26 protein-coding genes are annotated in these 25,967 nt (G+C 39.4%); all 26 read right to left on the bottom strand.

Going from position 1 to position 25,967, the window contains the following annotated elements; genetic code table 11:
• Window positions 1–2: 2 nt before the first annotated feature.
• On the bottom strand, window positions 3–1,304 hold the full coding sequence (locus F606_RS0106340; RefSeq protein WP_019553040.1) for a homoserine dehydrogenase: 1,302 nt from the start codon (window positions 1,302–1,304) through the stop codon (window positions 3–5).
• 33 nt (window positions 1,305–1,337) lie between these two features.
• Complete coding sequence (locus F606_RS0106335) at window positions 1,338–1,784, bottom strand: ACT domain-containing protein (RefSeq protein ID WP_019553039.1); 447 nt, start codon at window positions 1,782–1,784, stop codon at window positions 1,338–1,340.
• Window positions 1,785–1,938: 154 nt separating this feature from the next.
• Complete coding sequence (plsY, locus tag F606_RS0106330; RefSeq protein WP_019553038.1) at window positions 1,939–2,538, bottom strand: glycerol-3-phosphate 1-O-acyltransferase PlsY; 600 nt, start codon at window positions 2,536–2,538, stop codon at window positions 1,939–1,941.
• 28 nt (window positions 2,539–2,566) lie between these two features.
• Window positions 2,567–3,892, bottom strand: coding sequence for a ribosome biogenesis GTPase Der (gene der / locus F606_RS0106325; RefSeq protein ID WP_019553037.1), 1,326 nt, complete (start codon window positions 3,890–3,892; stop codon window positions 2,567–2,569).
• 18 nt (window positions 3,893–3,910) lie between these two features.
• Entirely contained in the window at window positions 3,911–5,338 is a 1,428-nt protein-coding gene (locus F606_RS0106320) for a DUF512 domain-containing protein (RefSeq protein WP_019553036.1), read from the bottom strand.
• Window positions 5,339–5,454: 116 nt separating this feature from the next.
• The gene (locus tag F606_RS0106315; protein WP_019553035.1) at window positions 5,455–7,428 is read right to left on the bottom strand and encodes a bifunctional 4-hydroxy-3-methylbut-2-enyl diphosphate reductase/30S ribosomal protein S1; all 1,974 of its coding nucleotides are present in this window, start codon (window positions 7,426–7,428) and stop codon (window positions 5,455–5,457) included.
• Window positions 7,429–7,445: 17 nt separating this feature from the next.
• Complete coding sequence (locus F606_RS0106310; RefSeq protein ID WP_019553034.1) at window positions 7,446–8,048, bottom strand: lysophospholipid acyltransferase family protein; 603 nt, start codon at window positions 8,046–8,048, stop codon at window positions 7,446–7,448.
• A 6-nt stretch (window positions 8,049–8,054) separates the two neighbouring features.
• A complete protein-coding gene (gene cmk / locus F606_RS0106305) occupies window positions 8,055–8,714 on the bottom strand; it encodes a (d)CMP kinase (RefSeq protein WP_019553033.1) in 660 nt (219 codons plus the stop codon).
• Between the two features lie 14 nt (window positions 8,715–8,728).
• Window positions 8,729–10,030, bottom strand: coding sequence for a 3-phosphoshikimate 1-carboxyvinyltransferase (gene aroA / locus F606_RS0106300; RefSeq protein WP_019553032.1), 1,302 nt, complete (start codon window positions 10,028–10,030; stop codon window positions 8,729–8,731).
• Window positions 10,031–10,058: 28 nt separating this feature from the next.
• Window positions 10,059–11,300 (bottom strand): BaiN/RdsA family NAD(P)/FAD-dependent oxidoreductase, encoded by a 1,242-nt coding sequence (locus tag F606_RS0106295; RefSeq protein WP_019553031.1) that lies wholly within the window; start codon window positions 11,298–11,300, stop codon window positions 10,059–10,061.
• Between the two features lie 38 nt (window positions 11,301–11,338).
• A complete protein-coding gene (locus F606_RS0106290) occupies window positions 11,339–12,058 on the bottom strand; it encodes a pseudouridine synthase (RefSeq protein WP_019553030.1) in 720 nt (239 codons plus the stop codon).
• 136 nt (window positions 12,059–12,194) lie between these two features.
• Entirely contained in the window at window positions 12,195–13,352 is a 1,158-nt protein-coding gene (locus F606_RS0106285; RefSeq protein WP_245542090.1) for a D-alanyl-D-alanine carboxypeptidase family protein, read from the bottom strand.
• A gap of 141 nt (window positions 13,353–13,493) precedes the next feature.
• Window positions 13,494–14,015, bottom strand: coding sequence for an SMC-Scp complex subunit ScpB (gene scpB, locus F606_RS0106280; RefSeq protein WP_019553028.1), 522 nt, complete (start codon window positions 14,013–14,015; stop codon window positions 13,494–13,496).
• Between the two features lie 2 nt (window positions 14,016–14,017).
• The gene (locus F606_RS0106275; RefSeq protein ID WP_019553027.1) at window positions 14,018–14,740 is read right to left on the bottom strand and encodes a segregation and condensation protein A; all 723 of its coding nucleotides are present in this window, start codon (window positions 14,738–14,740) and stop codon (window positions 14,018–14,020) included.
• Window positions 14,741–15,730, bottom strand: a complete 990-nt coding sequence (trpS, locus tag F606_RS0106270) for a tryptophan--tRNA ligase (protein ID WP_019553026.1) — start codon at window positions 15,728–15,730, stop codon at window positions 14,741–14,743. It lies immediately after the preceding gene.
• Window positions 15,731–15,742: 12 nt separating this feature from the next.
• The gene (locus tag F606_RS0106265; protein ID WP_019553025.1) at window positions 15,743–16,357 is read right to left on the bottom strand and encodes a site-2 protease family protein; all 615 of its coding nucleotides are present in this window, start codon (window positions 16,355–16,357) and stop codon (window positions 15,743–15,745) included.
• Between the two features lie 183 nt (window positions 16,358–16,540).
• Entirely contained in the window at window positions 16,541–17,083 is a 543-nt protein-coding gene (locus F606_RS0106260; protein WP_019553024.1) for an NUDIX domain-containing protein, read from the bottom strand.
• Window positions 17,084–17,109: 26 nt separating this feature from the next.
• A complete protein-coding gene (recN, locus tag F606_RS0106255; protein WP_019553023.1) occupies window positions 17,110–18,816 on the bottom strand; it encodes a DNA repair protein RecN in 1,707 nt (568 codons plus the stop codon).
• 31 nt (window positions 18,817–18,847) lie between these two features.
• Entirely contained in the window at window positions 18,848–19,300 is a 453-nt protein-coding gene (gene argR / locus F606_RS0106250; RefSeq protein ID WP_019553022.1) for an arginine repressor, read from the bottom strand.
• A 4-nt stretch (window positions 19,301–19,304) separates the two neighbouring features.
• Window positions 19,305–19,865 carry a tRNA 5-(aminomethyl)-2-thiouridylate-methyltransferase MnmM gene (locus F606_RS0106245; protein ID WP_019553021.1) on the bottom strand — a complete coding sequence of 187 codons (561 nt, stop codon included), beginning with the start codon at window positions 19,863–19,865 and terminating at the stop codon, window positions 19,305–19,307.
• On the bottom strand, window positions 19,865–20,719 hold the full coding sequence (locus F606_RS0106240; RefSeq protein WP_026329277.1) for an NAD(+)/NADH kinase: 855 nt from the start codon (window positions 20,717–20,719) through the stop codon (window positions 19,865–19,867). Before F606_RS0106240 ends, F606_RS0106245 begins: the two co-directional genes overlap by 1 nt.
• A 54-nt stretch (window positions 20,720–20,773) precedes the next feature.
• Window positions 20,774–21,595, bottom strand: coding sequence for a TlyA family RNA methyltransferase (locus F606_RS0106235; RefSeq protein ID WP_019553019.1), 822 nt, complete (start codon window positions 21,593–21,595; stop codon window positions 20,774–20,776).
• A gap of 30 nt (window positions 21,596–21,625) precedes the next feature.
• Complete coding sequence (dxs, locus tag F606_RS0106230) at window positions 21,626–23,500, bottom strand: 1-deoxy-D-xylulose-5-phosphate synthase (protein ID WP_026329276.1); 1,875 nt, start codon at window positions 23,498–23,500, stop codon at window positions 21,626–21,628.
• A 34-nt stretch (window positions 23,501–23,534) separates the two neighbouring features.
• Window positions 23,535–24,413: a polyprenyl synthetase family protein gene (locus tag F606_RS0106225; RefSeq protein WP_019553017.1), complete on the bottom strand. Its 879-nt coding sequence runs from the start codon at window positions 24,411–24,413 to the stop codon at window positions 23,535–23,537.
• A 3-nt stretch (window positions 24,414–24,416) separates the two neighbouring features.
• Complete coding sequence (gene xseB, locus F606_RS0106220) at window positions 24,417–24,656, bottom strand: exodeoxyribonuclease VII small subunit (RefSeq protein WP_019553016.1); 240 nt, start codon at window positions 24,654–24,656, stop codon at window positions 24,417–24,419.
• Window positions 24,643–25,860, bottom strand: coding sequence for an exodeoxyribonuclease VII large subunit (gene xseA / locus F606_RS0106215; protein WP_026329275.1), 1,218 nt, complete (start codon window positions 25,858–25,860; stop codon window positions 24,643–24,645). Before xseA ends, xseB begins: the two co-directional genes overlap by 14 nt.
• Window positions 25,861–25,967 lie beyond the last annotated feature (107 nt).

Here is a 25,967-nt window from a genome sequence, read left to right as displayed (position 1 = left end):
ATTCAATTGACCTCCTGCGATTTCTCTACACGAATCACATTACGAATCTCGGTAACAACCGGCAATTCATTTAATACGTGCGTTGCCTTCCGCAGATTTGCCTCCGTTACACAATGCGTAATCACAACGATTTCCGCTTGATTTGCCACACGTCTTGTTTGAATTACCGAATTCAAACTAACACCTTGATCCCCAAATGCACAGGCAATAGAGCCTAAAACACCTGGCTGATCTTCAACCAGTAAGCGTACATAATAAGAAGACACTGTATTTTCTACAGGACAAAACTTTTTATCTTCAAAACAAGTACAACGAATACGACCAAAAGTCTGGTTTACGATATCACGAGAAACATCAACCACATCAGCCACAACAGCAGATGCTGTCGGCAATGCGCCTGCCCCTCGACCATAAAACATTGCTTCGCCAATTGCATTACCCTTGACAAAAATTGCATTAAAAACATCATTAACCGCTGCCAATGGATGTGCTTTTGGCACAAAAGCCGGATGTACACGTACATCCACACCATTTTCCGGCGAATCTTTTGCGATTGCCAATAATTTTATGACATAGCCTAATTCGGTAGCATATTCAACATCTTGCGGTGTAATTTTTGTAATGCCTTCTACATAGACTTTATCGAGAGTAACTCTCGTATTAAAAGCGATCGATGATAAAATCGCGGCTTTGCGAGCTGCATCCAGCCCCCCCACATCAGCTGTAGGGTCGGATTCAGCATAGCCCTTCGCTTGAGCTTCCGCTAATACAGTATTATAATCCATGCCCTCTTTGGTCATTTTAGTCAACATGTAATTCGTTGTCCCATTGACAATACCAATTACTTCAGTTATTTTGTTGGCAGTTAAACATTGTTTCAGTGGTGTAATAATTGGAATACCGCCGCCGACACTTGCTTCAAACATGAAATCAACATCTGCTGACTCAGCCGCTTCAAACATCTCTTTTCCATGCTCAGCAACAACATCTTTATTTGCGGTAACAACATTTTTACCCGACTGCAATGCACGCAGCATATACGTACGGGATGGCTCGGTACCACCCATAAGTTCAATCACAATGTCAATTTCAGGATCGTCTAATATGGTCTCAATTTTATCGGTAATCACAAAATTACCAACGATATTGCGTTTCTTATTGACATCACGTACTAAAACCGTTTTAACTTCTACTGCCCGTCCGACTTTCTGTGAAATTTCATGAGCATTTTCCGTCAGAACTTTACATACCCCAACACCTACTGTACCCAAACCTAATAAGCCTATTTTTATCTTATCCTTCATTCACTATCCAGTCCTTTCCGCCGGTTGGTTTCCTTACGCTTGTCCTAATACTTCCAAGCGTTTTACACCCTCAACCATTCTCAATTTATCAAGAAGTGCTTCCAAATCCACCACCAAGTTTGCCGTTTCAATGGATACCGTGGCATTCGCAACCCCCTGCAGTGGTATTCCCTGATTAATTGTCAATACACTTCCTGAATCAGCGGAAATCGTATTTAATACACTTGATAAAACACCTTGCTTATGTTCCAGCAAAAATGTCAATGTTACAATTTTATTCTGACTCGCTTCATAAAATGGAAATACATAATCTTTATATTTATAATATGCACTACGACTGAGTTCCATTTTTTCAACAGCCTCATTAATTGTTCTCGCTTCACCACGTTTCAACATTTCCTTAACGCGGATTGTTTTTTTTATTGCTTCTGGTAAAATTTCTTCTCTCACCAAAAAAAAGCCAGATTTTTCTTTATTCATATTCAGCCTCCGTACTCTTCCAATGGATGATATTCTATACTCAGTAGACATTATACCATCTTTTATTTACAATTTACAATAGATAATCAATAAAAAATGCCCGCTTATCACAAAATGAATCATGCGCGAGCATTTTTATCCGAACTAGTCGGTTTTACTTATTTATATGTCCAGATCGAATCTTCGATTCAGTACCATTTATTAAACGCTCAATATTCATTTTATGTCGGCAAATCACAAAAATTGCCGCAACAATGCCAAAATACAAAAATTCCAATGGCTCATCAAATATATACGCAACAATTGGAACCAAGGCTGCTGCAATCACTGATCCCAACGATACATATTTACTGAAAAATACAATGACAATCCATACCCCTAGAATAACAAGCGTCACATGCGGCATCAGCATTGTAACAACACCAAGACCGGTAGCCACACCTTTACCGCCTTTAAAGCCTAAAAAGATCGACCAGCCATGACCTACAATAGCTGCGATTCCACCCAAAATCATAGCCAGCGGCGTCCCAACAAAATAAAGTCCTAAAGCCACACCGAGAACACCTTTTAGTAAATCAGCGGTAAATACTAAGAGTCCCGGTCCTTTACCCAAAATACGCCAAGCATTGGTTGCACCGATATTTTTACTACCATGTTCACGAAGATCGACACCCCAAATATATTTTCCAAAAAGTAAACCACTTGGAATCGATCCAAGACAATAACTTAAAATGCCAGCGAAAAAAAGTCCCATTTTATCGCCTCCCCATTCACTTTGTTATTTATTCATCTTCTTCTTTACGACCTCTAACGACTAGCTTTAGAGGCGTCCCTTCAAAGCCAAAACTATCACGCAATTTATTTTCCAAGAATCGCAGATACGAAAAATGCATGAGTTCCGGATCATTGACAAATACAATAAAGGTTGGTGGTTTAATATCAACCTGTGTCATAAAGAGGATCTTCAGACGTTTTCCTTTATGAGCTGGTGGTGGATTAATCGATATAGCATCCATTAAGAGTGTATTTAGTACACTCGTTTGAATACGCATCGCTTGTTGTTCTGCCACGTATTTTACTAGTTCTGTAATTCTATGAACACGTTGTTTCGTTAAAGCTGATGTATACAGTACCGGTGCATATTGCAAAAAGCCAAGTTCATCGCGTACAGTTTCCGTAAAACGAAGTGAAGTCTTATCATCTTTTTCAATTAGATCCCATTTATTTACGACAAGAACGACACCTTTTCCCGCTTCATGTGCATACCCGGCAATTTTCTTATCCTGCTCCGTAACACCATCGACAGCATCAATAACCATTAGCACAACATCCGAACGATCCACTGCGCGCAAAGCACGCATAACGCTATATCGTTCTACCGGCAAATCAATTTTACTTTTACGGCGCATGCCAGCTGTATCAATCAAGATAAATTTTGTATCATCTCTTACAAAATGTGTATCAATAGCATCACGTGTTGTCCCCGCAACATCACTGACAATAGAACGCTGCTGACCAATTATCAAATTCACTAAAGATGATTTACCAACATTCGGCCGACCAATTACTGCAATGCTGATTTCATCGGTTTCTCGTGCTTCTTCGGCATGATCTGGAAAAGCTTCTACAATCCCATCCAATAAATCCCCAAGATTTAAGGAATTTGATGCAGAAATTGGAATCGGCTCACCGAGTCCTAATTTATAAAACTCATAAACATCCATTTCACGATTTGGGCTGTCTACCTTATTTACTGCCAAAACAATTGGTTTTTTAGTGGTACGCAAAATATGAGCTACGGCTTCATCCGCATTCGTTATCCCAGACCTGCCGTCAACTACGAACACGATCACATCTGCTTCCTCAATCGCAATCTTAGCTTGATAACGCATCGAAGTCAGCATATCATCCGTTGTTTCAATTTCAATACCGCCCGTATCAATCATTGTAAATTGATGATTCAACCATTCTGCATCCATGTAAATACGATCTCTGGTCACACCTGGAAAATCTTCAACAATCGATACACGTTTTTTTCCAATTTGATTAAAAAGTGTGGACTTACCCACATTCGGACGACCAACAATCGCCACAATTGGTTTGCTCATTCATCTCACCTGTCTTTACTATTTATTCTTACTATATGCTGCATTACTTTGCCAAGTATATACATTCGGATTGACATCTAATGTCATCGGATGCTCATGCCACGATTGCAACAAACGTTTAAGTTCACCGCCATTATAGGCAACCTTCACATCCACGCCCAAATCTCGCTGTAAATCCGCTAATGAATAATCATCCAAAAAAACATCTTCGCCAGTACGTAGTGCTGACCCTGGAATAATGACACCAGTCCGTTTTCCTTGGTGATCTTTTAAATTCTTTAAAATGTCCTGCCCTGTCAAGAGCCCCGTAACTGTGATTTCTTTTCCAAAAAATTCATTTTCAATCGCAACAACCCGAACTGATAAATTTGGTATATCAAGCTGTTCGAGTAAAGAAGTCAATACCGAACCTGCTGATTTACCGCATACAATATCTAAGTATATCTGCTTCGCGTAAGGATTGCAAACATTATCTGTAATTTCATCCCATTCAGAGAGAAAATTGCGGGTAAGACCTATACCATTTTCGAGTTGTGGAAAGCCATCATATTCCTTAGTAGGCGGGATTTCCCGTTTCGCCAGAAAATAAAATTCATCACCTAAGTATACAAACGATTTTCCCGTTTTATTGCGATTTATTTTTTGCCAGCGTTCAACTTGATCAATCACTCTCGACGCTTCTTCTTGGCTAAACATTGCCAAGGGGTAACAATCTTCGCGATATTTCGTCAAACCTACAGGAACAATCGCCAGTGTTTGGGCAAATGGCTGCAGCTGCATCAAATCATGAATGGTTTTTTCCAATTCTTCGCCGTCATTGATTCCAGGGCATAATACAATTTGTGTATGAAATTCTACCGCAGCCTCTTTTAAATGGTTCAATTGCTGCATGATATCGGCCGCACGTTTATTCTGCAGCATTTTGGCACGAAGTGCACCGTTCGTTGTATGCACCGAAACAAACAGTGGTGTCAAATGCAGTTTCTTAATGCGCTCAAAATCTTCCGGTTTAGTGTTCGTAAGTGTCACAAAATTCCCATATAAAAAAGACATGCGATAATCATCATCTTTGACCGACAGACTGGCACGCATATTGGGTGCAATTTGATCGACAAAACAGAACCAACAATGGTTACCACAGCAGCGAATTCCATCAAAAACAGCCGATTCAAACTCTGCGCCAAGTTTCTCATCATATTCTTTATCAAATTCAATAACTTCTTGTTCACCATTTTTTTTCTCAATCAGCAGCTCAATTTCTTCCTCCGCCAAAGCAAAACTAAGATCAATGATATCTCGCAAATTTTGACCATTGATCTCGATAATTTTATCGCCAATTTCTAGCCCGATTTCTTCCGCTAAACTATCTGCTTCGATGTTGACAATAATTCCTTTATGTGTTACCAATCCAATCACCTTACCTATGAAAGCTAAACCGATAAACAAAGGAGTGATGTAGAAAAACCACCACTCCTTTGGAAATTCAGTCACACTCAATTTTTCCTGTATTAAGTAATATTATATACGAATTAAAGAATCCTGAATACCAACAAGATTATCTTTTATTTATCGGAAAAGTTTTTAAACAGATCCCCAAATTGATCACCCAATGTGTTTGTTGGTTCCGTCTGTTCTGAAATATAATCCGTATACTCTGCTCTTTCAGCATCTTGTTGTGCCTGTATAAGACTAAGTGCAATGCGTTTCGTCTTTTTATCGATATGAATAATTTTTACGTTTAGTTCCTCATCAAGATGAACGACTTCTTCCGCTTTTGTTATCCGTTTTTCCGAAAGCTCTTTCATATGAATCAACCCGTCTAGATGATCTCCAATCGTTAAAAATACACCAAATTCGGCAATTTTACTAACCTTACCCTTAACATAGCTGCCTTCTTTATATTGCTCCACTTTGGCAAACCATGGATCACGAATTGTATCTTTCACACTCAAAGAAATCCGTTTTGCCGCTATATCAAAACTTTTTACGAAAACATCAACTTGATCGCCTACTGCCAAAATATCGGAAGGGTGATTGACTCGTTCCCACGATAAATCTGAAATATGTGCCAAACCATCAATTCCGCCAATATCGATAAACGCTCCATAATCCGCTAAATGTTTCACAGTGCCGCGAATCACCTGACCAACCGCTAACTGCTCAAAAATCTCCGTTTGTTTTTCATTGCGCTCTGCTTCCAAAAGCACACGCCGTGATAAAACAATACGCTGTTTATCTGGATCAATTTCGATCGGCAAAACAACCAACGTTTGACCAATATATACAGATAAATCTTCAATAAATTTCAAATCAATCTGTGAGGCAGGAATAAAACCTCTAAGACCAAATATCGCTGTTACCAGACCACCTTTTACAGCTTCAAGCACAATCGTTTCCAGCTTTTCTTTTGTATTAAAAGCATTTTTTATTTTATCCCAAGCAACAGTTTTATCCGCTTTCACTTTCGATAAAACAACCCCGTTTTCACCACCGACAGATACAACATATAAATCAAGTTCATCACCAATTTGTACAAGATCAGCGGCATTTTCAGGAATTGGAAATGCCAGTTCCGATTTTGGAATACTAACTTCGGCCTTATAGCCAATATCGACAAAAATTTCCTCATGATTTATTAAGACAACCGTCCCTTTAATTATATCATCTTCCTGAATTTTTTTAATATCTTGTTCCTTAAGTAAACTTTCCATATTCTGCACTTTTTCGTAAACCTCCTTAATAATCCAATCTGGAGTTGAAGCCCCAGCTGATATACCAACTTTATGAATACCGTTAAACCAGCCCGTTTCAATCTCTTGTACCGTTTCAATATGATATGTTTTGCAACCGACATTTGAACAAAGCTGGGCTAGTCTAGTTGTATTTGCGCTGTTTTTTCCACCAACTACAAGCATGAGGTCAACTTCCTGTGAAAGCTCAATGGCGGCCTTTTGCCGCTGGTCTGTTGCCGTACAAATCGTTCGGGCAATTTTAATATCATTTGATTTATCAATTAAGACATTGACAATCTTCTTAAATTCTTCCCCTGAAAAAGTCGTTTGAGCGACAATACCTAATTTTAAACACGTTTTAATTTGAGCCGCCTGCTCCACCGTCTCAACAACTTCCGCCTTATGCCCTGACCATTCAAAAATACTTTTTACTTCTGGATGTTTTTTTTCGCCAACAATCACAACTTGATAATTTTCTTCAGACAGAGAATAGGCTGACATCTGCGCTTTTTTCACATGCGGACAAGTTGCATCCACAATTTGCAGACCAGCAGCTCCTGCTTCTTCATAAACTTGCGGACCAACACCATGAGAACGAATAATGATTGTATCCCCTGTCATCTCTTGTAGCGTATCCACCATACCAATGCCCTCACTGGCTAAGCGTTCTACCATTTGGGGATTATGGATAATCGGGCCTAATGTACAGGCCTTTCCCTCTAAAGCGGCACTATCTTGTGCTAATTTGATTGCGCGTTTTACACCATAACAAAAACCATTATGTCTTGCTAAAAAAACTTCCATCTTTATATCACCATCAATTATTTATTCTGTTCAATCGTTATCATTTTTTCTATTTCATCCATAATCTGCTGCGAAAAAGCTTGTAATTCATCTCGATCCGCTGGATTTCCTTGAAACACCATTGGCATTCCATAGCGGATTTTCAGCTTGGGAAATTTTGTCTTTTCACCAAAAATATCTGCGGCCCCTACCAGTGCGGTGGGAATGACCGGCACATTAGCCTTAGCAGCAATAAAAGCTATTCCAGCTTCCGGCTTATGCATTTTGCCATCATGGCTGCGTGTTCCTTCTGGAAAAAGCCCTAAGCAATCTCCTTTTTTTAATATCTGCAAGGCTGTTTTTATTGCGCCACGATCACCAGACCCCCGTTTAACTGGAAATGCATAGAGTTGCTTTATAATTTGTCCCAAAACAGGTACAGCAAATAATTCCTGTTTGGCCATAAAGCAGACCGGACGCAAAGCAAATACAGCTGCCATGGGAGGGTCCCAATTACTCGCATGATTCGCGGCGATAATGAGTCCTCCTGACAATGGAATATGCTCAGCACCTGATATTTTACAGCGAAATACCACTTTAAACAACCACTGTAACAATTTGCGAACAAATTTGTATAACATGATATATCACCTACATAAATTTAATATAGCTTCTACCGTTTGATCAATAGATAGTCTCGTCGTATCAATCAAGACTGCATCAGCCGCCTGAACAAGCGGAGAGATTTCTCGTTCACTGTCCGCCTTATCACGAGCTGCGATTTCTTGTTTTAATTCAGACATGTCCACACTATAACCATTCAGCTGCAATTGACGCCAGCGTCTTGCCGCACGTTCATCAATTGATGCAGTTAAAAATATTTTCACATCAGCATTCGGTAATACATTGGTTGCTATATCCCGTCCATCCATAAGCACCGAACCACGCTGTGCCATTTTTCGCTGCAACGCGACTAATTTTTCTCGAACAACACCAATTTTTGCAACTTGCGAAACAAGTGCTGTAACTTCAGGAGTTCGAATTTCACCACTAACATCGATTCCATCAACAAAAATAATAGATTTTCGATCTATATATTGTAAATCAACTTCAATATCTGCGGCTACAGAAAGTATAAGTTCCTCTGTGATATTTGTTGCAGCTTGTTGCAAAACTTTCCAAGCTACAGCACGATACATTGCTCCTGTATCAATATATGTATAAGCCAATTTTTCTGCGGCCAACTGTGCTACGGTGCTTTTTCCAGCCCCGGCGGGGCCATCAATTGCTACGACTAAATTCCTCATGTATTTCTCCCCCGCTATCCTTTTCTTAAAGTTTCCAATGTCGCATAAAATTCCGGATACGAAATATTCACACATTCCGCATTGTCTATGGTTACTCCCGCACCCGCTGCTCCCGCAATTGCCAAGGCCATTGCTATGCGATGATCATGATAGGATAAACAAGAGGCAGCTTTCAGCTTAGCAGATCCTTTAATCGTAAGTCCATCCTCTGCCGCGATAATGCAGTCTGCTAATTTATTAAACTCAGTCGTAATGGCTTGCAAGCGATCCGTTTCTTTCACCCGAAGTTCACCCGCGCCAGTAATGACAGTTTCTCCTTCAGCAAACATCGCCGCAACTGCAATCACAGGAATTTCATCAACCAGACGAGGAATAATTTTTGCACCAAAAGTTGTACCATGAAGTGCAGCTGATTTTACGACAATATCTGCGACTGGTTCTTTGCCGCTAAACCGTTTATTAATTAAAGTAATATCAGCTCCCATATCAATTAAAACATCAAGGATTCCAGTGCGGGTTGGATTCACCCCAACATTACGCAATGTCAATTCACTGCCTGGAATAATAGATGCTGCCACCAGCCAAAAAGCCGCTGAACTGATATCCCCGGGAACTTCAATCAACTCTGGTGCGTGAAAAGAATCCACCGCTTTGATTGTAATGCTCGTTCCCTCTTTATCCAATGCAACACCAAAAGTTTCCAGCATTTTTTCTGTATGATCGCGTGATGTATAAGGCTCCGTAACCCGAGTCTCACCATCAGCATACATACCGGCGAGCAAAACAGCAGACTTCACCTGTGCACTAGCCATCGGCATCTGATAATCAATACCTTTTAATTTTTGCGTTGGAATCAAAGTTACTGGCAAAAATTTCGCACTTTCACGACCGACAATATGAGCCCCCATCGCCGACAGCGGCTTAATAACACGTCCCATCGGACGTTTATGAAGCGATGCATCACCTGTAAAGGTTGTTAAAAAAGGCTGGGGTGCTAAGATTCCCATCATTAAGCGCAAAGTCGTTCCTGAATTCCCCGCATCAACAATGCACTGCGGCTCCTGCAATCCATGAAGGCCCTTGCCATGGACAATAAATTCAGTCGGTCCGATTTGGTCTATTTGAATACCCAATGAACGCATACATGCAACAGTAGACATACAATCCTGTGCATTTAAAAAATTCCTTATCCGTACTGCCCTATCGCCTAAACTTGAAAACATAACGCTGCGATGTGAAATTGATTTATCTCCTGGAATAAAAATCTCCCCGCATATACCATGTTTTAAAGAATCAACTGTTTTATTTCCACCCATTTCATTCAACCTTTCTACTTAAAAATCATCAATCACTCCAAGCCGCATATTGCCCTGCGGCAGCACCTGTCGAAAAGGCAGCTTGAAGATTGAAACCACCTGTATAACCATCGATATCAATGACCTCACCAGCAAAATATAAGTGCTTCACAAGCTTTGATTCCATTGTTTTAGGGTTAATTTCCTTGACTTCAATTCCCCCCGCTGTAACAATTGCCTCTGCAATCGGCCGTGTTTTCGTAACGGTAAGCGTTAAATGTTCAATTGCATTCACCAACCTGAGCCGTTCTTCTTTTGTTACTTGATGGATTTCTTTATCCGGTTCCAGTGAAGCTAACCCAATCATTACATCAATGAGTTTCGCTGGTAGAAGTTCGTGCAGCGAATTTTTAATCTGTTTACGAATAAACTTTTCAAAGTCACGTTGAATTCTTTTATCCAATACTTCCGGTGTCAAAGCTGGTTTTAGATTAATACTAAGTTCTACCTTTTTGCCCTGTTGTAGCTGCTCCGTTACAACCCGGCTGAGTGATAATATAATTGGTCCTGATACACCAAAATGCGTAAACAGCATCTCGCCAAAGTCCTCACCAATCTTTTCACCATCAGCAAGAGCTGTCACTTTTACATTTTTCAGTGACAGTCCCTGTACGGATTTGATCCAGGATTCTTTTGTTTCAAGCGGAACCAACGATGGTTTGATTGGCACAACCGAATGTCCTAAATTTTTGGCCATAGTATATCCGTCGCCCGTTGAACCTGTCCCGGGATACGAAGCTCCACCCGTTGCTAAAATAACAGCATCGCCCTCATAGATCTTTCCCGTTTTCGTTTTAACACCGCAGACTGTGCCATCTTTCACTAAAATATGATCAATCACCTGATTGATTTCAATTTTAACACCAAGTCGATGCAGCGCGCGCAACATTGACCCTACTACATCAGCAGCTTTATCACTTTCAGGAAAAATTCTACCGCCACGTTCTATTTTAGTACTCAGTCCTAGTCCATTAAAAAAAGCAATAACATCCTCATTATCAAATGCTCGGATTGTACTATTCAAAAAAGCACCATTGCCCGTAATGTTTTTTATAAGTTCAGGTATTTGTGCTGTATTTGTTATATTGCAGCGCCCCTTACCTGTAATCAACATTTTTTTACCGACACGATTCATTTTTTCCAGTAAAAGTACTTCAGAGCCATTTTCCGCAGCTTTGACGGCTGCCATCAATCCCGCGGGACCACCACCGACCACAATAATCTTTTCCATTTGTCTACACCCTATCTTTTGAAAATAAACTTTTCTTCTTATTGAATTGATTTCAAACGATCTACTTCTCTTGCCGTCAAAGCACGATACTGTCCGCGATGAACGCCCGACAAGGTAAGTCCCGCAAATTCAATTCTTTTCAGTGACTTAATCGAGCATCCAATCGCTTCACACATCCGACGTACCTGACGGTTCCGACCTTCATGAATGATGATTTCAAGCGTTGTAATATTTTTCATAGGTTCTGTCCCAGCAATATATACTTCAGCGGGAGCCGTCATACCGTCCTCAAGTTCAATACCAGCCCTCAGCTGATCGAGTTTATCTTCCGAAGGATTCCCTTCAACTTTTGCAATATATGTTTTATAAATTTTATATTTAGGATGCAGTAGTGAATTCATTAATTCACCATCATTGGTCAAAAGCAAAAGGCCTTCTGTATTGTTATCAAGCCTGCCGACAGGATAAATACGTTCCGGAACCTTTGCTAAAAGATCAAGGACTGTTTTTCTGCCACGTTCATCCTTCGCTGTCGAAATAACCCCTTTGGGTTTATTTAAAATAAAATAAACATGATCCGTCATTGTCTTAATAACTTTTCCATCAACCAAAAGTTCGTCTTTTTCCGGATCAATTTTGCTACCAAGTTCTTTTACCACTCGTCCATTGACACTGACGCGGCCTTCTAGAATAATTTTTTCTGCTGCCCGGCGGGATGAAACTCCAGCCTGACTCATAACTTTTTGTAAACGTTCCAAACAACATTCTCCTTTTTTTACGCAACTACCGATGCTTTCATAAAATCATACTGCTTTTATTATAACAGATATCGCTGTTAAATTTTCTTTTTATACAAAAAAAGAACAGTTTACACTGTTCTTTTACTGTATTATATTAAACCAATGTATTTTTGATATAGGACACGGCCAAAGAAATCGTCTGATATACCGTTGAAAAAAAAGAACGTTTATCTACCGATTCCTTAGCGATCAGATTTACCGAAGCAACCTCTTTACCATCATACATGATTTTCACCTTACCAACAGAATCTCCTTTGCTAACGGGTGCATAAATGCGTTCAGGAACATCAATCAGTGTTTGAAATTTATCCTGATCACCTTCGACAACCGGAATATCAACATCACCATCCGCTATCAACTGAATCGCATCTTTTTTCCCCGATATGACATGAACCGTCTTCACAATATCTTTTTTCTTAAATAAATTCATTGGTTGAATATTCCTAAAGCCATAATCTAACAAGGCAATAGAATCATTCCACATATATTCACTGTCAAGAACTACTGCAATCAATTGAACCCCATCACGTTTGGCCGCGGATACCAAGCACCGCCCGGCAAGATCCGTATATCCTGTTTTAACACCATTGCCGCCATCATATAAAGACAGCATCCTGTTTTCATTGTTCAAATCTCGCATATAAGCTCTAGATCCCCATGGAATCAGCTTTTCTTTCGTATTAACAATCTTGGCAAACATAGGGTTTTTATACCCATAAGCAGCAATCTTGGCCAAATCAGATGCCGTTGTATAATGATTTGGATCAGGCAGTCCACTTGAATTCACAAAGGAAGTATTTTGTGCTCCGATTTCAATAGCCTTTTTTGTCATAAGTTGAGCAAATTTATCAACAGAACCAGCAATATGTTCTGCCACCGCCACCGTAGCATCATTTCCTGATACGAGCATCATACCATATAATAAATCGGACAACTTGATTTTTTCACCTTCGTCAAGGCCCAGCGAGGACCCCTCTGTCTCTACTGCATTTTTACTTACTGTTACAGTATCTTCCAGCTTGCCATATTCAAGTGCCACAATTAGCGTCATCATCTTTGTTGTACTAGCAGGATATCGTTTTGAATTTGCATCTTTTTCATACAAAACCTTGCCGGTAGCTGCTTCAATAACGATGGCTGACTTTGCCGTCAGATTCGATAGCTCTTGTGCCGATGCAACACTAAAGTTAAAATTAAGCAACATCATATTCAGCACTAAAATAATAGAAAAAACTTTTTTCAACCTTTCCACCCTTTCATTAAACACACCGTAAATATTATATATAAGACCACTAAGCACCGTCAAGTATTTTTACAAAAAAACAGCTATTCTGCCAAATAAGTAAAAAACAAGGACTATCCTCGTAGATTGCAAGACAGTCCTTACTTTTATTCATTCCGTATATACTGCATCTGGCAGTAATGGCAAATCTTCAATATTGTCCAAACCAAAACATTTTAAGAATTCTTCTGTCGTTCCATACAAAATTGGTCGTCCAATTACTTTTTTTCGACCTAATTCTTTGACCAGCAAACGATCTATTAGTTTCATCAAAACTCGATCTACTCGTACACCACGAATGTTTTCGATTTCCTGTTTGGTAATCGGCTGCTTAAATGCAATAATAGAGAGCGTTTCCATAGCCGGAACAGATAATTTATTATCCAATACCTGTGCCATTTTTTCCACGATCGCTGCTAATTCTGGCTTTGTACAAAGCTGATAGCCGCCAGCAACTTTAATGATGGTCAGGCCACGCTCCGATGTATCCATGTCTTCTTTTAACTGTGTGACGATTTCTTCTATATTGACTTTATCAACATTCAAAATTTCAGCAAGCTGCCCCGCTGGAACAGGATCACCATTGATAAACAACAGTGCCTCAACATGACCCTTAAGATTTGCATAAAACACGGTTATTCCTCGCTCCTTCTGTTAATATAGATAGGCGAAAAAGGCTGTGTCTGTTTAATTGTGACAGTTTTAAGCTTCATCAATTCGAGCAAAGCCAAAAATGTCGTAATAAATTCATTTTTTGTCCCGGATCTTGTGAAAGCGTCCGTAAAGAGAATAGTCCCAGCCTGCTTATCCAAAAGAAAAATAATATCCGCCATTTTATCTTGTACACTGAATTTTTCACGAGATACAAGCGAAGTATGATCTGCATTTGCCTCTAAAACACTATGAAATGCTTCCAAAAGCAGTTGAATATCGAGATTTGTCGGAGGCAGGTACTGAACAGGTATTAATGTTGGTGACCGAAAAAATAATTTTTCCTGTTCTTCTGCCAATTGGTCCAAAATTTCGCTTACTTCTTTGAAACGTCGATATTCTAAAAGACGATCAATCAGTTCTTGTCTTGGATCCAGTTCATCCTCAATATCCGTTTCATCCTCTGTTTTTTTTACCTTAGGCAATAAGATACGTGATTTAATTTGCAGCAAAGTTGCCGCCATAACCAAAAACTCGCTGGCTATTTCAATATTGAATTCCTGAAACCGATCCAGATATTCTATATACTGCTCGGTAAGAACAGCAATTGGAATATCATAAATATCAATTTTATTTTTTTCAATTAAATGCATCAGCAAATCCAAAGGACCTTCAAATGCATCTAATTTAATTTCATAGTCCAGCATTTATTGTAAATGCATTGCTTCGCGAACTTCTTCCATTGTCGCTGCTGCAACTTTACGTGCCCGCTCCGTACCAGCCTCCAAAATTTCTCGAATTTTTTCTGGCTTTCCTTCATATTCCTGACGACGCACATGCATCGCCCCCATGATGTTTACCATCTTTTCAGCGAGTCGTTTTTTGCAATCTACACAGCCAATGGATGCACTGCGACAGGCTTGATCAATCTCAAGAACCTCTTCTTTATTGAACAATGTATGAAATTTAAAAGCTATACAAACATCCGGATTGCCCTTATCTGTCCTTTTAATGCGTTGTGGATCCGTAATAATCATGCGAACCCGTTCTCTAAGTTCATCCGGACTCGAAGCAAACGGAATCGTATTTCCATAGGATTTGCTCATTTTACGCCCATCAATACCAGGAAGAACCGCCGCTTCGCTCATTAAGCCCTGTGGCTCAGGGAAAATTGGACTATATAAATTATTGAAACGACGCGTAATTTCACGCGCAAGTTCCAAATGCGGCAGCTGATCTTCGCCGACAGGCACAAAGCCTGCTTTATAAAGAATAATGTCGGCTGTCATAAGTTCCGGATACCCTAAAAACCCATACGTATTAATATCTTTCCCCTGTGCACCAAGCTGCTGGAGTTTATCTTTATAGGTTGGTACACGTTCCAGCCAGGAAAGCGGGGTCATCATCGAAAGCAGTAAATGCAGTTCGGCATGTTCCTTTACCTTTGATTGAACAAAAATAACATTTTTTTCTGGGTCTAACCCTGCACTTAACCAATCAAGTGCCATGTTATAAATATTTTCTGGAATTTTACTTGTATCAGCATAGGCACTTGTCAAGGCGTGTAAATCAACAATTGAAAAAAAACATTCATAATCATTCTGTAATTTCACCCAATTTTCAAGTGCACCCATATAATTTCCTAAATGAAACTTACCCGACGGCTGCATACCACTAAAAATACGACCCTTACTCAAAAAAATCTCCTCCTAAAATATAAATGACAAGATAAACGACATTACATTAAGAATTACATTCCGAATCGGGAAAATAATATATCCCAATATATTCGTAAAAACTAATAAAATTAAGATAAAAAAGCTATAGCGTTCTAACCCAGCATATTGATAGGCTAATTTGCCCGGCAAAAAACTCATCAGAACTTTCGAGCCATCAAGTGGTGGCAATGGAATCATATTAAATATAGCAAAATTAAGATTGAATACCATAACCAATTTGATAACAAGATAGACCCACTGCACCTGAATACCCATTACTGCAATAATATTCAAAAGAAGCAAGGATACAAATGCTGTTATTAAATTGGCTGCCGGTCCGGCAATTGCAACATAGAGTTCACCATGACGTCGATCGCTAAAATTCCGCGGATTGATCATAACTGGTTTTGCCCAACCAAATTGTGCAAAAAACAGCATCAATAACCCAATTGGATCTAAATGAGCTAATGGATTGAGTGTCAACCGTCCCTCAAACTTTGGAGTTGGATCTCCCAATGCCACAGCGATCCTCGCATGTGCATACTCATGCACAGTCATCGCAATCAATAAACCAGGTATACCAAAAATCATATCTGGACCAAACACTAAAAAACCACTCCCAACCTGTTAAACTAAAGATAAATTTATGTCTATCTTTATAATTATACTAGAAAACCTTTGAATTGTAACGATAAATTACAAATTTTTCAAAACCATATTTCAATAAAATGAAGACCTATATATAAAAATCCTCTCTACAGATCCTATTGCAGAAAGGATTTTTACAAATTAAAGAATAAAATTTTTCACCATAAGCAAAGAAACTACTGATTTTGCATCATCAATTTTCCCTGTCTGAATCAATTCATCAATTTTTTCAACTGAAATCATCACCGTATTAATAAACTCATCTTCATCAGGACATTGTAACCCGGCATCAAGATCTTTAGCAACATACAGATGAATCACTTCATTTGAAAACCCCACTGTTGTAGCAATTGTAGTAAGTTTTGTTAAAGTATGAGCTCGATAGCCGGTTTCTTCTTTTAGTTCACGGCGTGCACATTCTAGTGGATCTTCATTTGGATCATCGAGTTTTCCTGCGGGAATTTCAAGAGTCACTTTTCCCATCGGATGACGATATTGCCTAACCATAACAATTTTTCCATTATTTAAAAGAGGCACTACAGCCGCTGCCCCTGGATGTTCAATCCATTCACGTACCGCCTGCTTGCCATTTGGCAGTTCGACTACGTCTTTATTAACCTTCAAAAGAACGCCTTCATAGACGCGTGTACTGCTTATTTTTTTTTCAATTAAACCTTCATCCATTTTTGTGCCTCCATTGCTATTCAATCCTATTTATTTTGTCTAAAACTCTCTTTTTTCAATTTTGCATTATTGAGCATTTCCATTGCGTTGTCAAGTGATGCCGCCGTAATATCGATTCCCGAAGCCATTCGCGCAATTTCATTTAACTGCTCACTCGTTGATAAAGGACGCACTTGCGTTACTGTTTTATTATTTTGTATCTGTTTATCAATATATAGATGTACATCGGCCATACAAGCAATCTGGGGCAAATGTGTAATACATAAAACCTGTTTATACGCAGCTACCATTGCAATACGTTCTGCAACCATCTGTGCCGTCTTTCCACCAATACCTGTATCGATTTCATCAAAAACCATGATACCAATTTTATCTTTTGCTGCACAAACCGTTTTAATTGCCAAAGCAATTCGGGAAAGTTCCCCGCCTGAGGCTACCTTTTGCATTGGTTTTGGATCTTCTCCTAAATTAGCAGAAAATAAAATATGAATTGTGTTAGCACCATTCATATGGTAAATAGCATCGTCTTTTATTTCAATCACAAAACGTGCATTTTCCATTCCCAACGACAACAAATGTTTTTGAATGTCAGCGGATAGCAGCTCCGCTGAACTTTGTCGAAGTTTCGTCAATGCGGCTGCCTTCACAGCCAAATCTTTTTCTGCCTGTGCAATATTGTATTTAAGATCTTCAATACGCTGATCATAATTTTCAATTGCCAGTAATTCTTTTTTTGCATTATGATAATGCTCTAATACATCTGCAATTGTGGCTCCATATTTTTTACGAAGCTTATAAATTTCATCCATGCGTTCTTGTAATTTATTTAACCGCTCCGGACTATAATCAATACTTTCACCATAATCACGAATTTCGTAAGAACATTCTTCAATCTGACATAATGCATCCGTAATCATTTGCATAACATTTGTTAATTTCGTGTCATAGCGAATAAGCATCTCCATATTTTTTTTAATTTCTACCAGCGATGGGATGACCGCTGGCTGCCTTTTATCCCCACTATCTAAAAGGCGATAGGAAGACTTAACCAAATCAGAAATTTTTTCGGCATTCGATAAAAGTTTAATTTCTTGTTCTAACCCTTCGTCTTCCGCTTCTTTTAATTTAGCTGCCTCAATCTCATTGACCTGCCACGATAACATATCCATACGCTGAGCATGTTCGCGTGAATCCAGCTCTTGCTGTTTAAGACTCTCTTTCAGCTCATTCCATTTTACAAATGCAGTCTGATATACGGCAAGGCATGTCTTAATTTCTATCTTATAAGCATCCACAAGAGCAAATTGATTTTCCGTCCGCAAAAGGGCTTGGTTCTCATTTTGTCCATGAATGTCAATCAGTAATTCGCCTAGCATTTTCAATGAAGTAAGCGTTACATGGCAGCCATTGACCTGAATTGCATTTTTTCCGGTTTTAGCAATTTGCCGACTGATAATTAAAGAATCGTCTTCATCTACAATATCGGATCGCTGCAAAAAATCATGCACGTCCGGATATTTGCTAGTATCAAAGACAGCTTCCACTCGCAACCAGTCACGATCTTTACGGATTTTTTCAATTGAAGTCCTGTGCCCAAGAATCATCCCTAAAGAATCAATCAAAATAGATTTTCCCGCACCCGTTTCACCCGTTAAAATATTTAACCCACGCTCAAACTCGATCTGGACATGTTCGAGTAAAGCAAAATTCCATACAGTTAATGTTTTCAGCATAGTCAATTTACTCCCTTGATGAACGATGCACTTAATTAATAAGCAGCTCCAATTTTTTTATAATACTCGGGACTGCTTCCAATGGTTTAACAACAACAAAAATATTGTCATCCCCAGCTACCGTTCCAATAATTTCCGGCCATTTCGCGTAATCCAAAGTCGATGCTACGGCATTCGCTGTTCCCGGCAGCGTTTTGATCACAATAATGTTCTCACTGAAATTCAATCCAATAACCGAATCCTGAAACATCCTAGTCATTCTATTTTTAGAAAAAACCATATTTTTTTCTAAAGGATAAGCATACCTATAACGGCCATCACCCGTCGGTATTTTGATGAGCATTAGTTCTTTTATGTCACGTGACACGGTTGCCTGCGTTACCTCTATATTTTGTTTACGTAAAGATTCTGCTAAATCTTCCTGTGTCTCAACAACCGTATTTTCAATAATGGCTTTTATTTTCGCATGACGTATTGCCTTCACTTCATCATCTCCTAACTTTTTCGATCAAATATAAAACAGGTGCCTTAATTGTGTGATTGAGCATACTATAACAAGCCACAGTAAATTCTTGCATTGGCAAATTTCTTAAATACTCGACCAATTGATTATATTCCAAAAGACCTTCCTCATGTCCAGGATACGTAGTAATTGCCAAAAGTCCATTTGTCGCTAAACAATCGATAATTTTCATTACAGCTTCTATCGTTGATTCAGCCTGTGTAGTAATCGCATGATCACCACCCGGTAAATAACCGAGATTAAACATTGCCACATCAATCCGCGTAACTACATATTTTTCAATATTCACATGACTGTCCAAAATCAACTGCACTTTATTTCGGTACAATTCTACTATTTCTGCTGTTCTCTCCAATGCACTTTTTTGAATATCAAATGCATAAATATGAGCCGATTCCAACGAATTTTGGGCTAAAAAAAGGGTATCATTGCCATTACCGGCAGTTGCATCAACGATGGTCAATGCATTCTGTAATTTCTTCTTGAGCAGTTCATGTGCTGCATCAATTGCACTGATTGTCTGCATTAAGCATTCCCCCGCCATAATTTCGTTCGCATCGTTTTATAGTAATTTTTATCTTCAAACTTTATTATTTTTGCCATAAACGAAGACTTTCTTACGATCACCTCGTCGCCTGGAACCAAATTACAACTTTCTTGACCATCAAAAGTCAATAAAATATCACGGTGTGCCGCTGCCACATTAATACGAACTTCTTCATCTTCAGAAATAATCATAGGACGAGCATTTAGCGTATGCGGACAAATCGGTGTCACCAATAGCAATTTCACCTTCGGATTTATAATAGGCCCCCCAGCCGAAAGAGAATATCCCGTCGACCCAGTTGCTGTCGATACAATCAGTCCATCCGCTTGATAATTGGCAATCAAGCAATTATCGATGCTTAACCCCAAATTAAGCATCCGAGCCACGCCGCCTTTTGTAACAACAATATCATTTATTGCATTGCCAACAAAACTCATTTGATTCCCCCGCTTGATAATACCCGCCAGCATCAAACGTTCTTCAATACGATATTCCCCCTGTAAAACCTTCTCAAGTTTATCTTCAAGTTCCGATAATTCAATATCAGCCAAAAAGCCAAATCTGCCAATATTGATTCCACAAACCGGAATATTACGCAAAGCCAATCGGCGGCAAACGCCTAATAACGTACCATCGCCACCAATTGTTAGACCTAAATTGATAGCTGCATCAAATATATTTTCTACGCCAAACGCCGGATAGCCAAAAAATTCTGCTTCATCTTTTGGCAGAACCAACTGAACATCTTTATCTCGATAAAAGTCAACAAGTCGTGTTAAAACAGAATTGGCTTTTTTTTTATTTTTATTAGGAAAAACAGCAACTGTAATCATATAACTACCCACAAACCTTTCCCCAACTGCTATAATGGCATATCCATCCCAGCTTCAATGATGTGTCACCTTATCTAGCTCCTGATGCGCATCCTTTACAACAGATTGAATTGTGTCAATATTAATCAAACATGCTTCATCCGTATTGAGACCAAGACGAACCAGATATTCGATATTGCCCTCTGGTCCTTTCACCGGGGAAAAAGTCAATGCCATCGGCATAAAACCAATACTTCGACTAAAATCTATAACATGCTGAATAACTTCTTCATGTACCTTCGGATCACGAACTACACCTTTTTTTCCAACTTTTTCTCGACCGGCTTCGAATTGCGGTTTAATAAGTGCTACAATTTCACCGGTCGGCTGCAATAAAGACTTTGCCGCTGGTAATACCTTCTCCAATGAAATAAATGCCACATCAATAGAAGCAAAATCGATGAGTTCATTTAAATCAGCTGCTGTAACATTTCGAATATTAGTGCGTTCCATATTCACAACACGCTCATCTGTACGTAAAGACCAAGCTAACTGTCCATAACCAACATCAATGGCATATACTTTCACGGCACCATTTTGCAAAGAGCAATCCGTGAATCCACCTGTTGAAGCGCCAATATCAGCTACAACTTTTCCTTTTAATTCAATTGAAAATACTTCAATTGCTTTGGCAAGTTTAAGCCCGCCCCGGCTAACATACCCAATACTATCACCTAAAATACGAATTTCAGCCTCTGGCTTTATAAGTGTACCGACCTTGTCTATTTTTTGCCCATCAACAAGTACCAGTCCAGCCATAATCGTTGTTTTTGCCCGTTCACGACTCACTACAAGATTTCTATTTACTAAGACTACATCTAATCTTTCCTTAGCCATAACTTTATCCCACCTACAAAAAAGTGAAACTTACTGAATAAAATTGCGCACCATTGCCGCAATCGTTTCACCTGTTAAATTATATTTTTGCAAAAGCTCAGTCCTGCTGCCCTGTTCAATAAAATGATCAGGCAGACCGCATCGCAGCACTTTTACATCATTTAGTTGATCTTCATTTAGTAATTCCAATACCGCAGAACCAAAACCGCCTGCCAATACATTATCTTCTACCGTTACAATTACATCCATTTGCCTCGCCAGTTGCTGCAGCAAAATATGATCAAGCGGTTTCACAAAGCGCGCATTGATCACCGTCGACTCAACACCAGCGACACGAAGCAAATCACTTGCCTTCGCGCAGGCATCTACCATACTTCCAATACCCACAAAAGCAATTTTCCCGCCCGAACGAATTTGCTCAGCTTTGCCAATGGGAATTCCACTAAAATCTGCCTCAATCGGAACACCGAGTCCACAGCCACGAGGGTAGCGAAGCACAACCGGTCCATCCATCGCAATTGCCGTACCTAACATCTGCCGAAGCTCATTTTCGTCTTTTGGTGCCATGATCGTCAAATTAGGCATGTGCCTAAGATAAGAATAATCAAAGACACCATGATGTGTCGGACCGTCTTCACCCACCAGACCAGCCCTGTCAAGACCTAAGACCACCGGCAAATTCTGTAGACAAACATCATGCAATATTTGATCATATGCTCTTTGAGCAAACGTCGAGTAAAGCACAACGACGGGCTTTTTACCCTGCGAAGCCAGCCCAGCCGCTAATGTAATCGCATGCTGTTCAGCGATTCCTACATCAAACAAACGAGTTGGATAAAATTCGCCAAATTTTTTAAGACCTGTCCCCGATGGCATTCCGGCTGTAATAGCTACAATGTCTTCATTTGTCTGTGCGAGTTCAATCAACGCCTTGCTAAAAATAGACGTATAAGACGGAATATTAGTTGCCGCTTTATTTGGTTCGCCACTGGCAATATCAAATTTGCCAATTCCATGAAATTTATCCGGTTCGATTTCAGCCGGTAAATAGCCTTTTCCTTTTTTCGTTAATGTATGGATAAGAATTGGTCCATGCATTTTTTTCGCCTTTTCAAGAACCTCCAATAATATCTCCATATTATTTCCATCGATCGGTCCTACATAGGTAAAGCCCATTTCTTCAAACAGCCCCCCGGGAACAAGGAAAAAACGAACACTATCTTTAATATGTTCAGCCGTTTTAAGAACTGTATCACCAATAGCCGGTATCCGCCGCAAAAGTCCTTCTAAATCTTTTTTGGCTTTATTATACTTAGGAGCTGTACGCATCTTCGATAAATATTCTGACATAGCTCCAACGTTCCGATCAATAGACATTTCATTATCATTTAAAATAACAATAAGATCTTTACCCAAATCTCCAGCATGATTGAGTGCTTCGAAAGCTTCACCGCCCGTTAAGGCCCCATCACCGATAACCGTGATAACATGATTTTTTTTATGATCTAAATCACGTGCAATCGCCATTCCCAGTGCTGCAGAGATGGATGTACTCGAATGACCCACGCCAAAACTATCATATTTGCTTTCACTCCGGTTAGGGAACCCAGTTATACCACCAGATTGTCGCAGCGTATGAAATACGTCACGACGACCGGTCAAGATTTTATGGGCATAAGCCTGGTGTCCAACATCCCAAACAATCTTATCACTGGGGCAGTTAAAAACTTTATAAAGTGCTACCGTAAGATCGACTACGCCTAAGCTTGGTGCGAGATGTCCACCAGTTTTTGCAACATTTTGTATAATAAACCCACGAAGTTCCTGGGCAAGTTTTTTCAGTTCTCCCAATGAAAGGTTTTTTAATGCATCAGGAGTATCTATCGTATCTAATATATGATTCATTTTCACCAACACACTTTCCTTTAGAATCTATATTTTATTTATCACGTGACTCCAAATACTGTACGATTGACCTCAGAAAATCGGCTTGGCTTCCAAAAATGTCTAAAGAATGTAACGCATCCGCAACAGCTTCCGCCGCCATTTTTTTTGCCTCTGCTAAGGATGTCAATGTAACATACGTAGATTTATGGTTGCGTTCGTCACTACCCACTGGTTTACCAATTTTTTCTGCTGAACCGATAACATCCAATATATCATCCGTAATTTGAAAAGCTAAACCGAATTTTTCCGCATAGAGCGTCAGCGCATCAACCTCACGTTCCGTCGCATTCGCTAAAATAGCACCGGAACGAATTGCTGCGCAAAACAGAGCTCCTGTTTTCGCTTCATGCATTTGCTTTAAAGTATTCATATCAATTCTTTTATTTTCTGATAAAAGATCAATAGCCTGTCCACCAACCATTCCATTTGGTCCTGCCGAAAAGCTCATTTCCTGAACAACACGAAGCCGATTTTCTGCGTTTACATTTTTTTGACTGCACAAAACTTCAAAAGCCATTGTAAGCAGCGCATCTCCAGCTAGTACAGCCATCCCGTCACCATATACTTTGTGGTTGGTCAGCTTACCACGCCGATAATCATCATTATCCATAGCTGGTAAATCATCATGAATCAAAGAATAGGTGTGTATCATTTCAATGGCACAGGCAGATTTCACAAAAGAATCCCCCTGCCCACCCACTGCATCAGCTGCCGCAATAAGTAAGACTGGACGAAGTCTTTTCCCGCCAGCCATAAGACTATAATTCATGGCTTCGCACAAAGTACTTGAAAGAGCTGACTTCGGAGGAATAATTTGAGCCAATTCAGCTTCAACCAATTGTAATTTTTCATTCCAATACGTTTTAAACATAAACTACTCTCCTTCTATATTCAATATTGATTCCTGAATTTCACCCTTATTTTCCTGTACCATCTTATCAATGGCAGCTTCAGTCTGATTTAACTGATCCAGACATGTCTTTGAAAGCAAGACTGCCTGTGTATATTTATCCAGAAGAGTCTCTAAACTAATATCGCCAGCTTCTAAATCTTTAACAAGTTCTTCTAAATTTTCCAAAGATGCTTCAAACGATATTTTTTTACTTTTCGCCATACAGAACCTGCCCCTTTCTAACACCCGCGACAATTGCATCAAAACTGCCATCACTAAGTATTACGGCAAGTTTCTGTCCCGGTTTTACAGCATCTATATTATACACAATTTTTCTTTCTATTTTCACAATACCATACCCTCTTTTTAAAACAGCAGCGGGATTGAGTATGTGTAGTTTTTCTAAAACTACATTCATTTTATGTTTTTTTTCGACAAGCAGCCTCGTCTTCAATTGTTCTACTTTTTCGAATGAATCATCGAGGTGCTGTCTTTTTTCCTGCAATAGAAGTTGTGGTTTTTGCAGCGTCTTACTCTTTAAACAAACCATCAGACGAGTTTTTTTCGTCTGCAGCGTATGACGTATCTGTAAATCAGCCTGAATAAATAGCGATTGTATATAACGGGTCAATTCTCGTGCATCTGGAACAATCAATTCAGCCGCCTGTGATGGTGTTGCTGCCCGTATATCACTTACAAAATCTGACAATGTATAATCCGTTTCATGTCCAACAGCAGACACTACTGGTATTTTTGAGGCAAAAATCGCCCGTACCACTTTTTCTTCATTAAAAGACCAAAGATCTTCCATCGAACCGCCGCCACGTCCAATAATTAGAACATCAACCGGAAATTTTTTATTAAAAAACTTCACAGCTTGAACAATTTGTGATGCGGATTCAAGTCCTTGAACTTGGACTGGATACAAAACTAACTGCACATTTGGATTGCGCCGCTTCGAAACTTTATAAATATCTCGTAAAACAGCTCCAGTCGCTGAAGTAATAATCCCCACTGTTTTTGGCAGAATAGGCAGACTTTTTTTATGGATTTTCTCAAAAAGCCCTTCCTGTGTCAATTTTGTTTTAAGCTGTTCAAAAGCAACACTCAGCTCACCTGCACCTTCTGGTATCAGCATATCAACGTACATCTGATATGCCCCGTCACGCTCATAAACTGATATAGACCCATTGGCAACGACTTTCATACCATTGGTCGGCATGAATTTCAGATATTGTGCTTTACCACGAAACATCACAGATTTAAGGCTTGAACTACTATCTTTCAATGTAAAATAGCAATGACCGGAATAATGCTGTTTAAAATTTGAAATTTCGCCTCGCACCATCAAATTTTGCAGCGTAAAATCCTGTTCCATGATAGTTTTTATATGTTTTGTAATTTCATTCACACCATAAATATTCAAAACGGTCATAGCTCCTTACTTTACATACTATAATAAGAAAAAAGCCAGACCAAAGCCTGGCAAATTTAAAATAAATTTACAGCAACAATTTTGCTACAATATCCATA

The organism is Propionispira raffinosivorans DSM 20765 (assembly GCF_000381065.1).
Lineage (GTDB): Bacteria > Bacillota > Negativicutes > Selenomonadales > Selenomonadaceae > Propionispira > Propionispira raffinosivorans.
Note: the sequence above shows the minus strand (reverse complement) of the source record. Positions and strands in the feature narration are given on the sequence as shown.

What these genes read in the sequence shown, in the direction of transcription:
- F606_RS0106225 (WP_019553017.1), bottom strand. Translation starts at nt 24,413, where the DNA reads ATGTTTAAAACGTATTGGAATGAAAAATTACAATTGGTTGAAGCTGAA.
- F606_RS0106275 (WP_019553027.1), bottom strand. Translation starts at nt 14,740, where the DNA reads ATGCTGGACTATGAAATTAAATTAGATGCATTTGAAGGTCCTTTGGAT.
- F606_RS0106340 (WP_019553040.1), bottom strand. Translation starts at nt 1,304, where the DNA reads ATGAAGGATAAGATAAAAATAGGCTTATTAGGTTTGGGTACAGTAGGT.
- der (WP_019553037.1), bottom strand. Translation starts at nt 3,892, where the DNA reads ATGAGCAAACCAATTGTGGCGATTGTTGGTCGTCCGAATGTGGGTAAG.
- F606_RS0106310 (WP_019553034.1), bottom strand. Translation starts at nt 8,048, where the DNA reads ATGTTATACAAATTTGTTCGCAAATTGTTACAGTGGTTGTTTAAAGTG.
- F606_RS0106315 (WP_019553035.1), bottom strand. Translation starts at nt 7,428, where the DNA reads ATGGAAGTTTTTTTAGCAAGACATAATGGTTTTTGTTATGGTGTAAAA.
- cmk (WP_019553033.1), bottom strand. Translation starts at nt 8,714, where the DNA reads ATGAGGAATTTAGTCGTAGCAATTGATGGCCCCGCCGGGGCTGGAAAA.
- aroA (WP_019553032.1), bottom strand. Translation starts at nt 10,030, where the DNA reads ATGGGTGGAAATAAAACAGTTGATTCTTTAAAACATGGTATATGCGGG.
- plsY (WP_019553038.1), bottom strand. Translation starts at nt 2,538, where the DNA reads ATGGGACTTTTTTTCGCTGGCATTTTAAGTTATTGTCTTGGATCGATT.
- F606_RS0106240 (WP_026329277.1), bottom strand. Translation starts at nt 20,719, where the DNA reads ATGATTACAGTTGCTGTTTTTCCTAATAAAAATAAAAAAAAAGCCAAT.
- xseB (WP_019553016.1), bottom strand. Translation starts at nt 24,656, where the DNA reads ATGGCGAAAAGTAAAAAAATATCGTTTGAAGCATCTTTGGAAAATTTA.
- F606_RS0106260 (WP_019553024.1), bottom strand. Translation starts at nt 17,083, where the DNA reads ATGGATGAAGGTTTAATTGAAAAAAAAATAAGCAGTACACGCGTCTAT.
- dxs (WP_026329276.1), bottom strand. Translation starts at nt 23,500, where the DNA reads ATGAATCATATATTAGATACGATAGATACTCCTGATGCATTAAAAAAC.
- F606_RS0106295 (WP_019553031.1), bottom strand. Translation starts at nt 11,300, where the DNA reads ATGGAAAAGATTATTGTGGTCGGTGGTGGTCCCGCGGGATTGATGGCA.
- F606_RS0106245 (WP_019553021.1), bottom strand. Translation starts at nt 19,865, where the DNA reads ATGCAGACAATCAGTGCAATTGATGCAGCACATGAACTGCTCAAGAAG.
- recN (WP_019553023.1), bottom strand. Translation starts at nt 18,816, where the DNA reads ATGCTGAAAACATTAACTGTATGGAATTTTGCTTTACTCGAACATGTC.
- F606_RS0106335 (WP_019553039.1), bottom strand. Translation starts at nt 1,784, where the DNA reads ATGAATAAAGAAAAATCTGGCTTTTTTTTGGTGAGAGAAGAAATTTTA.
- F606_RS0106235 (WP_019553019.1), bottom strand. Translation starts at nt 21,595, where the DNA reads ATGGCTAAGGAAAGATTAGATGTAGTCTTAGTAAATAGAAATCTTGTA.